The 11,149-nt window shown below is 40.6% G+C and carries 10 protein-coding genes, 3 tRNA genes and 1 rRNA gene; 5 read left to right on the forward strand and 9 right to left on the reverse strand.

Annotated features, from left to right (window positions below; genetic code table 11):
* Positions 1-143: 143 nt before the first annotated feature.
* From H5201_RS16810 to nudE, 5 genes are all read right to left on the reverse strand, one after another.
* Positions 144-220: transfer RNA gene (locus H5201_RS16810), tRNA-Met, on the reverse strand.
* A gap of 66 nt (positions 221-286) precedes the next feature.
* Positions 287-363, reverse strand: a tRNA-Met gene (locus H5201_RS16815).
* 158 nt (positions 364-521) lie between these two features.
* Positions 522-598: transfer RNA gene (locus H5201_RS16820), tRNA-Met, on the reverse strand.
* 142 nt (positions 599-740) lie between these two features.
* Complete coding sequence (gene cysQ, locus H5201_RS16825) at positions 741-1,538, reverse strand: 3'(2'),5'-bisphosphate nucleotidase CysQ (RefSeq protein ID WP_182785097.1); 798 nt, start codon at positions 1,536-1,538, stop codon at positions 741-743.
* Entirely contained in the window at positions 1,531-2,103 is a 573-nt protein-coding gene (gene nudE, locus H5201_RS16830; RefSeq protein WP_179959231.1) for an ADP compounds hydrolase NudE, read from the reverse strand. Before nudE ends, cysQ begins: the two co-directional genes overlap by 8 nt.
* Before the next feature lie 61 nt (positions 2,104-2,164).
* On the opposite strand from nudE, the gene yrfG reads away from it, so the two are divergent.
* Positions 2,165-2,815, forward strand: coding sequence for a GMP/IMP nucleotidase (yrfG, locus tag H5201_RS16835; protein ID WP_145242565.1), 651 nt, complete (start codon positions 2,165-2,167; stop codon positions 2,813-2,815).
* On the opposite strand, the gene H5201_RS16840 is transcribed toward yrfG, so the two are convergent.
* From H5201_RS16840 to H5201_RS16850, 3 genes are all read right to left on the reverse strand, one after another.
* On the reverse strand, positions 2,812-3,435 hold the full coding sequence (locus H5201_RS16840) for a dUTP diphosphatase (RefSeq protein ID WP_149983053.1): 624 nt from the start codon (positions 3,433-3,435) through the stop codon (positions 2,812-2,814). The two genes, yrfG and H5201_RS16840, sit on opposite strands and share 4 nt — an antisense overlap.
* Positions 3,436-3,616: 181 nt before the next feature.
* Positions 3,617-3,985 (reverse strand): YacL family protein, encoded by a 369-nt coding sequence (locus H5201_RS16845; RefSeq protein WP_182719089.1) that lies wholly within the window; start codon positions 3,983-3,985, stop codon positions 3,617-3,619.
* Positions 3,986-4,096: 111 nt separating this feature from the next.
* Entirely contained in the window at positions 4,097-4,321 is a 225-nt protein-coding gene (locus H5201_RS16850) for a hypothetical protein (RefSeq protein ID WP_145242571.1), read from the reverse strand.
* A gap of 327 nt (positions 4,322-4,648) precedes the next feature.
* Here H5201_RS16850 and uvrD point away from each other — a divergent pair, with 327 nt between their 5' ends.
* From uvrD to H5201_RS16870, 4 genes are all read left to right on the forward strand, one after another.
* A complete protein-coding gene (gene uvrD, locus H5201_RS16855; protein WP_145242582.1) occupies positions 4,649-6,814 on the forward strand; it encodes a DNA helicase II in 2,166 nt (721 codons plus the stop codon).
* Positions 6,792-8,885, forward strand: a complete 2,094-nt coding sequence (locus H5201_RS16860) for a GNAT family N-acetyltransferase (protein WP_182740426.1) — start codon at positions 6,792-6,794, stop codon at positions 8,883-8,885. Before uvrD ends, H5201_RS16860 begins: the two co-directional genes overlap by 23 nt.
* Before the next feature lie 73 nt (positions 8,886-8,958).
* The gene (locus H5201_RS16865) at positions 8,959-9,963 is read left to right on the forward strand and encodes an ABC transporter substrate-binding protein (RefSeq protein ID WP_259398841.1); all 1,005 of its coding nucleotides are present in this window, start codon (positions 8,959-8,961) and stop codon (positions 9,961-9,963) included.
* A 66-nt stretch (positions 9,964-10,029) separates the two neighbouring features.
* Positions 10,030-10,878 carry a chemotaxis protein gene (locus H5201_RS16870; protein WP_182785098.1) on the forward strand — a complete coding sequence of 283 codons (849 nt, stop codon included), beginning with the start codon at positions 10,030-10,032 and terminating at the stop codon, positions 10,876-10,878.
* A 163-nt stretch (positions 10,879-11,041) separates the two neighbouring features.
* On the opposite strand, the gene rrf is transcribed toward H5201_RS16870, so the two are convergent.
* A 5S ribosomal RNA gene (gene rrf / locus H5201_RS16875) occupies positions 11,042-11,149 on the reverse strand; the annotation flags it as partial.

The raw sequence follows: 11,149 nt of genomic DNA on the forward strand, positions 1-11,149 counted from the left end.
GTTGCGGGAGCCGGATTTAAATAGATGGCCTTTGCTGGCTAATGTAGAGCTGAGACCGACGAGCTATTTATTTCACTGAGTTTCAGGCATAAAAAAACACGCTTTAGGCGTGTCTGTTTAATATTTTAAATTGTAATTTCAGTTGGTTGCGGGAGCCGGATTTGAACCGACGACCTTCGGGTTATGAGCCCGACGAGCTACCAGGCTGCTCCATCCCGCGCCTGAAATATTAAGTGTTATTTTACTTCTTACTTAATTAAAGAAGTCAGCCAACTCACTAAAGAATTGGTTGCGGGAGCCGGATTTGAACCGACGACCTTCGGGTTATGAGCCCGACGAGCTACCAGGCTGCTCCATCCCGCGCCTGTATATTTTAAGTCTATTGACTAGTGATTTTTAACTCTCACCAAGAGTTTACAGTAACCGCTTCTTTAAAAGAATTGGTTGCGGGAGCTGTGAAAGGTGAAGAGTGAACCGACGACCTTTTAAAACTTCCAATGCACCAAATCATTTAATAAAATTGGTTGCGGGAGCCGGATTTGAACCGACGACCTTCGGGTTATGAGCCCGACGAGCTACCAGGCTGCTCCATCCCGCGCCTGTAATTTCTTTTTCAACGGTTTCGCGTTATTTGCGAGCCTGTTTCGAAGAGAGCGCTATAGTATAGGAATCATATTATAATGCAACAGTTAAACTGCTTAAAGCTGTTCAACCGAACAAAAAGCAAACAAATAGAGTAATTAAAGCGCTCTTTGGTGTGGACTGATCATTTTTTGCCACTCCCAATCAGGGTGACCCATCACTATAAAGTCAGGGTTCTCTGTACTCTCACGCTGATTGTAGGTTAATGGATTAAATTCAGCATCAGTAATACAGCCACCTGCTTCTTCAACAATTATTTGCGATGCTCCCGTATCCCACTCACCTGTTGGCCCTATCCGTAAAAAACAGTCAGCTTTACCCTCAGCAACAATACATGCTTTTAAAGAGCATGAACCTACAGCAACTGTTGTAAACTGCGCGTTCAAGTATTGACTAACAGCTTCAATTTTTTGACGACGACTAACAGCCAAAGTTAAGTTATCTGGAGTGGCAACATTGATCTGCTGCTCTACGCCATCAACACGCTTAAATGCACCATTTTGATAACTGGCAAAATAAGTTGTCTCTTTCGCTGGCCAATAAATCACCCCAAGCACTGGGCGATTGTTTTCAATCAAAGCGATATTTACCGCAAAGTCGCCGCTTTCTAAAATAAACTCACCGGTACCGTCCATTGGATCGAGTAACCAATAGCGCTGCCAATCTTGCCTATCTGCTAAAGCAGGGATTGGTGTTTCTTCTGACATAATAGGAATATCTGGCGCTAGTGCTTTTAATCCAGCAACTAACACATCGTTAGCGGCTAAATCGGCTTTAGTGACAGGTGTGTGATCTGACTTTTCTTGGTGGCCAATATCATCTTTCTTGTAAATAGCCATAATCGCAGCACCAGCGCTTTGCGCAAGCTCAATACATGGCTCAAGTAATTCAATCATTCGCAGCTCCTGATTCTAAATGCTTAGTTAATAATAGCAAAGCTGCAACGCTTCGTGCTTCGGTGAAGTCTGATTGTTGTAATAATGACTGCCAATCGGTTAATGGCCACTTAACAACCACTAATGGTTCTGGCTCGTCCCCAACTAAAGTTTGCGGATAAAGTTGTTGCGCAAACAATATGTGCATAGTCGCATTAAAGTAACTGGGTGCCATTGAAACCACTTTAAGTGGCTGAAGTTGCTCAGCACCAAAGCCAACTTCTTCTTTTAATTCTCGGTTTGCTGCTTGTTCTGGTGTTTCACCAGGATCAATTAAGCCTTTTGGGAAGCCTAGTTGATAATCATTAGTGCCAGCACAATATTCTCGTACTAACAGTAATTCATTATCAGCTGTTAATGGCACTATCATTACAGCCCCTCGGCCACCGCCGCGGATCCGTTCGTATTGACGCTGTTCGTCATTTGAAAATTTTAATTCAAGTGATTCCACCGTAAATAATCGGCTTTTAGCAACAACTTCGGTGCGAAGAATTTGTGGTGGTGTTGGGTGCTTTTTCTGTGTCATTGGCATTAATTTGCTATCATGGCAGTTAGTTCAATAATAAACCCTATAAGATGAAATTCCTATGTTAAATTGGTCAAAAATCGATACTGTGCTGCTAGATATGGATGGCACTTTGCTCGATCTCCATTTTGATAATCACTTTTGGCTGACAGTGATCCCTGAGCAACTCGCTATCGCAAAGAATATTAGTTTGGCACAAGCCCAAGCGGATATATTAAAACGCTATCAAGCCGTTAGCGGTCAAATCCAATGGTATTGCTTAGATTACTGGGAACAACAACTTAATTTACCTATTATGGAGCTAAAATATCAGCATCAGCACCTCATTAAAATGCGTGAGGATGTACCAGCATTTTTAACATCGTTGCGAAAAGCGGGTAAAGAGTTGATTTTACTTACCAACGCACACCCGGAAAGTGTCATGCTCAAGTTTGAAAAAACCAATATTGATAACTATTTAGATGGTGTGGTGTCGACTCATCAATATGGTGTGAGTAAAGAGCAGCAAAGCTTATGGCAGCAAGTACAACTCGATTTAGGTTTTGATAAGCAGCGTACGCTGTTCGTTGACGACAGTTTAGCGGTACTAAACGCCGCAAAAGAATATGGTATTGGCCATTTATTGGCGGTTGCAAACCCAGATAGTAAACAACCGCACAATGAAATCAGTGACTATTTGAGCGTCACTGATTTTCGTGACATGCTGCCTTAATTTTTAGGGTAGCGAGCCTCTAAGCCTTGATATACAAGCTTTGCAAAATCAGCATGTTCCGTATTCAGGCTTTTAACGACCTCAACTAAATGCTCGTTATCTTCTTTGCCATGCCATTCTTTAATGTAGCTACCATCTTTATAACCATGATCTTGGCGGAAAAAATTAAGCGTATTTTTACCTACATAGCCTCGATATAAATCATCAATATCCATACCTATTTGCGCCATACATCCAGCGAAGGCTGCGGCGTTAAAGGTTTTCTCAGCGACGGCTGACGCGGCGAGAATTTCTAACGTTTGTTTGAAATCATCAGCTTGTTGCGGTGCACTTAACTGTTGTTCCAACTGCTTAGCAAGCTCTAAATAACTGGTCTCACCATCAATGCGTAACGATAAACCGAAGTGAAAAATATCAACCAATTCTAAAATAACTTGCTCGGTATCTGGAGTTTGCTTTTTCCACCATTTCCAACCGTAATGATCAAGCATTTCAGCGCATTCAACCCAAATAGCGCGATACCATTCAAAGCCTTGGCTAAACCATTGATCATGAACTTTGGTGTTCATGGCATTTTGCATTTCTAGCATCACCACTAGTTTGTTTAAATTGGCAGACATATCTCTTCCAGTTACTATTTTAATTGCCGTAATAATACAGATAAATACTCTTCGATGAAATCGATTCTACGTACTGATTGTGGTTAATACGCAGAGGTCGCTAACACAAATATTGCCAATATAGCTAAGGGCATTTCATTACGCGGCACCCGAGGATATTTTGCTAACTGAAAACTGACGGCTACCTGCCTGTAGTAAATTCTTGCCATGAATTAATCAGGTCTACAAAATCTTCAAAACCACAGCCGCTACTTAAACCATTTTCTTCAAGCATCAGTTCATCGTCTTGATAAGCAAATAAATCTTCAGAGTCTTGATGCAAGGCATGGGCTTCAAAAATGGCTTCATCTTTATTTAAAATCAAATCAATTTCTTGACCTTGCAGTGTCAGCGGCTCGAAACTTCTAGCAACTGAGGCGATTAAAGCCTGCACCATGGCGATTTTATCTTTACCGATTTCTTCATTAAGCCAACGGCCAATAACAGCATGTTCACTGCTAATTTTGATACGTAAGCCACTGATTGGATCACGTATAAACTGGTATTCCATAAGGTTCCCTAAATACAACTAATGATCGGGATTATACCCTAGTCAGCTATGAATAAATAAAGCCAGATACAAAAATAGCGCTAAAAAGCGCTATTCTTTGAAGTGATACAGCTACCGATAAGATCTAAACCGCGCGGCATCAATGATTGCCCAAATATAGACGATCGGCAGTAATATAAAACCAATCGCAACATAAATAAGCGCGCCACTAATAACCCACGCTAGGAAGAAACCAATTGCCGCCATGATCCGGCCTTGAACTAACTGCCCTAAACCTGGGAAAAATATATTACAAATCGCTGCGATAACATTACCGCCTGAACCTTGCTCTGCCATGTTAACCTCAATTATTAATTTAATTTTATTCTTATCTACTTACATTCTTCATGCCAATTATTTAGTTATTAAAAATCAATATGTTAAAATCAACGGTAATACGAAGAACTAGCTAAAATCGTGATTTTTACTAAATATAAGTCAAATTGGCGATATCACTTCACACCATTGATCTAGCTTAGCTAAAAAATGACTATAAATGAATCATTAAGTTTTTAAAGCCTTTAGACTATGTATTAAATTAACTGGTTATAAAAACAGTATTTTATTTAGCCTAACAAAAACACCTGTTATACTGCTTTTAATATTGATTGAAAAGGCGTGATGATGGACGTTTCAGAATTACTCGACGGTTTAAATGATAAACAACGGGATGCAGTTGCAGCCCCACTCCAAAATATGCTGGTGCTTGCTGGCGCAGGCTCTGGGAAAACTCGAGTACTCGTTCATCGTATCGCATGGTTAATGCAGGTTGAGCAAGCCTCCGCTTATAGTATTTTTGCAGTAACCTTTACCAATAAAGCAGCTAAAGAAATGCGCACGCGCGTTGAACAAGCCCTTCAAGCACCAGTAGGTGGTATGTGGATTGGTACTTTCCATGGCTTATCACACCGTATTTTGCGCGCCCACCATCGCGAAGCAAACTTACCAGAAGCGTTTCAAATTTTAGACTCTGATGATCAACTTAGAATGATCAAACGCTTATTAAAAGCCATGAATATTGATGACAAAAAATGGCCTGCAAAACAGTTTGGCTGGTATATCAGCGCCAAGAAAGATGAAGGTCTGCGCCCCAAAGATATCCAAGCTTACGACATCAACGAACAAATGATGCTTAAAGTTTACACCGCTTATCAAGAAGCATGTGATCGAGCCGGATTAGTTGATTTTGCCGAAATCTTATTACGTAGTTTTGAAGTACTAAAAAATAATCCAACCTTACTACGTCACTACCAGCAACGTTTTGCCCATATGCTAGTAGACGAGTTTCAAGATACCAACACCATTCAATATGCATGGCTTAAATTATTAGCTGGCGATACCAACAGCATCATGATCGTAGGTGATGATGACCAAAGTATTTACGGTTGGCGTGGTGCTAAAATTGAAAACATTAAGCGCTTTTTGACCGATTTTAAAGCCGAAACTATTCGCCTTGAACAAAACTATCGCTCTACTGCCACGATTCTAAAAGCGTCTAATGCACTTATTCAAAATAACTCAGACCGAATGGGTAAAAGCCTCTGGACTGATGGCAATGATGGTGAACCTATTTCTGTTTATGCCGCTTTTAACGAATTAGACGAAGCGCGCTTTGTAAGCAGCAAATTACGCAGCTGGTTAAACGCTGGTAATGCCCTACAAGATGCGGCGATTTTATATCGTAGTAACGCGCAATCGCGGGTACTTGAAGAAGCCATGTTACAAGAAGGCTTGAAGTACCGCATTTACGGCGGTATGCGCTTCTTTGAACGTCAGGAAATTAAAGATGCGCTGGCATATTTACGGCTCGTAGGTAATCGTCAGGATGATGCTGCATTTGAGCGAGTGATTAACACTCCTGCTCGTGGCATTGGCGATAAAACCTTAAGCCATATTCGCGATTGTGCGCGTAGCGAATCATTGCCATTATGGTACGCCGCCAAAGCCATCGTAGAACAACAACATTTATCAGGACGTGCGGCGACGGTTGTTACTAAGTTTGTTGAACTGGTAGAACATATTGAAGATAAAATTGGTGACCTCACTTTAGAAGAGCAAGCGAAATACGCTATTCAAACATCTGGTTTAATGGCGATGTATCAAGCAGAAAAAGGCGAAAAGGGCCGCGCCCGGGTAGAAAACTTAGAAGAGCTGATCAGCGCCTGTGGCCAATACGAACTCCCGGAAGATGAAGAGTTTAGCTCACCACTGCAAGGATTCTTGGCTTATACCTCACTGGAATCAGGTGATGGCCAAGCTGAAGAACATGAAGATGCAGTGCAAATGATGACGTTGCACTCAGCGAAAGGCTTAGAGTTTCCACTCGTATTTATGGTTGGTGTTGAAGAAGGCATGTTCCCATCTCAACAAAGTAATGAAGAATCAGGTCGGTTAGAAGAAGAGCGTCGTCTTTGTTATGTCGGCATGACTCGCGCCATGGAAAAACTCTATATTAGCCATGCCGAGAGCCGCCGTCTTTATGGTCAAGAAAAGTACCACAGTCCATCACGCTTTTTACGTGAAATGCCTGAAGATTGTATTGAAGAAATTCGTATTAAAACTCAAGTATCGCGACCACCCGCAGCAGGACGATTTAGCTCATCAGTTAGTCATGCCGTATTTGAAGAAAGTGGCTTTAGCTTAGGACAACACGTATTACATGCAAAATTTGGTATGGGAACGGTTATTAATTACGAAGGCAGTGGCGCTCAATCTCGCGTACAAGTGAATTTTGATGACTTTGGTAGTAAGTGGTTAGTAACTGTTTATGCACGACTACAAGCCATTTAACTCGTTAATAAGTAATATCCTACCGCAAATTGCCTATGCTAAACATAGGCAATTGCTACTCATTACTGGCGAACAAAACTGGTGTTATCAACAGGCTAATGAGTTACTCAAGCAACTTTGCCATCCGCTTGTTAAGGTATTATCAACTAGTGGCGAACTCACTGACAGTAGCTGGCCTGAACATACTCATCAAATTCTTGGCCAAGAATTTCAGCATGTTATTTATGACGGTTTTAGTGGCTTAGTGCCAGACAAATTTGCCGCTCTTAGTGGCACTGTTCAGGCTGGCGGTTTATTTATTGTATTGTTGCCAGAACTTGATGATTTACACTATTGGTGTGACCCAGCACTGACCGCCTTTCAATCATTTGCTCAACAACAACAGCAGAGTTATTTTAACCAACGCTTGGCACGCTTACTCCAGAGTAATTTGTATCTGCACCTCAGCCAACAATCAGGCTGGCAAACGTTACCAGAAACAAGCCAGCTAGCAGGTAAAATAAACCTAACTGAACAGCAATTTTGCATCGAGCAAATCATTAGAACTGCCAACGGTAGAGCCAATCGCCCTTTATTGATCAGCGCCGATCGTGGCCGTGGAAAATCGGCGGCTTTAGGGCTTGCTGCTGCAACACTTAACGATAAAAAAATACTCATTTGTGCACAGCAGTTTAACGCCCTACACAGCTGTTTTAAACACTTTGCCGCAGCACGAGGATTAAGCTATCAAACTCGGGATAAACAACTCGCCAACTTGCATTATATCGCACCCGATCAATTACTAAATGAACTACCTGACTGTGATGTATTGCTGGTTGATGAAGCTGCTGCGATCCCAGTACCATTATTAATTAAAATGCTCACGCATTATCCCCGCATTATATTTGCCAGCACTATGGTAGGTTATGAAGGGAATGGCCGCGGGTATACTTTAAAATTCAAACGTTACCTAGAGCAACATTATAAAAATATGCATAGTGTTACTCTAGAGCAACCAATTCGCTTCGCAGCGAATGATCCGCTAGAACAGCATATTTGTAATTTGTTAGCACTTGATGCCGATTATCAAGATATTACACTAGACCCCAGCGCTCTGCTCTATTCTGAACTGACTCCCCAACACCTTGCTGAAAATGAAGCACTACTGCGTCAAGTCATTGGGCTATTAGCATTAGCGCATTATCAAACTAGCGTGAATGACTTGCGCCACTTACTCGACGCGACAGAGCAACGCATCTTTGTATGTCAGCAACAAGGCGTTATTATTGCAGTATGCCTAATTGCGATTGAAGGCGGTTTAACCGCAGACTTGAGTCAACAGGTTGTTAGTGGTCAACGTCGCCCACAGGGGCATTTGATGGCGCAAACATTAGCACAGTTAAGTGCTAATGCTGACGTACTAACAAGGTTGTGTGCTCGTGTTGTGCGCATTGCTGTAGCTCCATCACAGCATAGTAAATGTATTGGCTCACAACTTATTGCTCATTGTGAACGGCAACTAGCATCGAGCTGTGACTGGTTTGGAGCCAGCTTTGGCGCTAATGCGAGCCTACTCAAGTTTTGGCAAATGGCGGGGTTTAGTTTAGTTAAACTAGGCTTTATGCAAGATAAAGCGACTGCAGAACATGCAGCTCTTGTGGCTAAAAGTTTAACTGATCGCAGCTCGCTAATTAAAAATCTGAAAACTGATTTTCAATCAGACTTTGCATTGCAACTACTTGATCATTTCAATCAGTTAGATCAACAATTAGTCGAACAAGTACTGCGTGACTGTGCTCAACATAACGCTGATAACATCCAAGATACACGTCTAGCTGCATTACTAACAACAGATTACCAAATTTTTACCATCAAACCTTTATTATGGCGGACACTTTGGTGCACACCAAGCAGCTTATCTAATTGCGATGAAAATACCAAATGTCTTTTTATTAGACTAATATTACAAAACTGGTCATCACAAAAGGCACAAATAGTTTTACAGATCCGTGGTAAAAAATCACTCGATAAACTATTCAAACAGGCTGTTACTAATTGGTATGAACAATACTTACTTAAAAAATTACCTTAGCGTTCTTTTCTTCTTTTTATTTTCACATAGCAATTTCGCCTATGCCGAGAACAAGCCAGCGATAAAATTAGGCATGTCTACCGCGTTAACAGGACCTGCCAAACAAATTGGTGAACAACTTTACCTAGGTAGTAATATCTATTTTAACAAGCTAAATAAAAACGGAGGTATCAATGGAGCACACGTAGAATTAATAGTCGCCGACGATGGCTATGAACCAAAACGCGCAGTAAGTAATACTCGTCACTTTATTTATCGAGACAAAGTAGATGCGCTATTCGGTGCAATGGGAACTCCAACAAGCTTTGCTGTTTTACCAATCCTTGAACAACTGCAAATTCCATATTTAATGCCTTACAGCGGCGCTAAATTTTTGCATTATCAGCCAACAATTAATGTATTCAACATAAGAGCTAGCTACGATGATGAAGCTGACGAGCAAATAAAATACCTAGTCGAAGAAAACAATCACACACGTATTGGATTTTTAATTCAAGCAGATGAATTTGGTCTTGTAGTAGAATCTGGATTGCGAGAATCGCTCGCCAAACACAATCTAAAGCCAGTTAAAGTCGCGCGCTATCAACGAAACAGTAATGAGATAATGAGCGCCTTAGAAATACTAAAAGCCAGTGGTGCTACAGCCATTTGCTTAGTAGGCACATACAAACCATTATCTGAATTTATAAATAGTGCCCATGAACAACAGTTTATGCCTGACTACACCAGCATATCTTTTGCCTCAAGCAATGACTTATTTGCTCGCCTAAAATACTCCAGTAAACTTATGGCGACCGAAGTAGTCCCTAACCCTAATAAATGTGACGCCTATTGGTGCACTGAATTCTTAAAAGATATGGCTGCAGCGCAAATTAACACACCTAATCGTCTGCACTTTGAAGGCTATATCAATGCAATGGTGTTTAGCGCCGCAGCACAACGCTGCCCGCAACCACTGCAACATGATTGCTTAATGCAGCGCCTAAATATTATTTTCAGTGAAGATAAACAAGTTAACGCGTTATTCGTCAATAAAACTGATAAAAATAAGCATATTATCTATCGCTCTGTGTTTTAACAAAATAGCTGCGCTTTCTAAATAATGTTCTATTATTAAGTTATATATTTAGGAGGTGAGGACACTATGGACTTAATTAATTTTAGAGTAGGCCAGAAAACAATTTCATTAAAAATTCTCGACATACTTTTAACTGAACGCTTTGAAGATAATTTAACCTCATTACCTAACGATAATAAAAGTTTTATTGGTGTTAAAGACTATATGGAAACCCCCACTCCAATATTTGATCTAGGTATTATTCTCAACAAACAATCAACACAAGATACCAACTTATCATTAGTGAATTTATTTAGTGAGTGGGAAAAAAAACAACACGAATGGTTTTTCGCACTTGAAAATAGTATTAGCCAAAATCAGTCCTTTAATCACAACACTGACATTCAGCAATCTAATTTTGCAAAATGGTACAGCAGCTTTAAAACCGAAAATGAAGATCTTAAAGCGATTATAGAACGATTTAAGATCCCTCATTCACGCTTGTATAGTCGTGCTAATAAGCTAATTGAACTAGTAAAAAAAGGCAATCCAAAGCAAGCTCTTATTGACCTAAACATTGAGCGAAACAGCAATTTTATGCAATTAATTAGACTGTTCGAATCAGCCAAAGAACAAATTATTTTAGATTATAAGCCAATCATCATTTTTACCACAAAAGATGGTAGAAACCCACATATAGGACTACTGGTTGATAAAGTCGAGGATAATATCAGTTATAAAAAAGAAGATATCAAGCCTTTAGATAAGCTAACAGATGTAGGTTTTGACATTGACCCGCAGACCAAAAATATGATGCGAGGATTAATAAAACTTGAGCATAAACATAGCGTACTCATAGACCCAAGTGCAATCTTTAGACCTGATCACTTAATGCATCAACATGCTGAAGAAACAGCAGAATATGGGTTGTTTTAGAAGTGCATTTTCTAGATAGCAGTTCCTTTTAAAGGGCGCTAGTTTCTCAAGATTAAAAATGGCGCACGCATGTCAAAGGTTAACACTGACGGCTCGAAGCCATTAGCTTTCCTACAGACATAAAAAAGCCGCTTCATTTCTCAAGCGGCTTTCTCAATTTGGAGCCTGGCAATGTCCTACTTTCACATAGCAAATGCTACACTATCATCGGCGCTGTTTCGTTTCACTACTGAGTTCGGCATGGGGTCAGGTGGGTCCAAAACGCTATTGT

It is taken from the genome of Pseudoalteromonas sp. SG43-6 (genome assembly GCF_014164365.1).
In the GTDB taxonomy this organism is placed as follows: domain Bacteria; phylum Pseudomonadota; class Gammaproteobacteria; order Enterobacterales; family Alteromonadaceae; genus Pseudoalteromonas; species Pseudoalteromonas rhizosphaerae.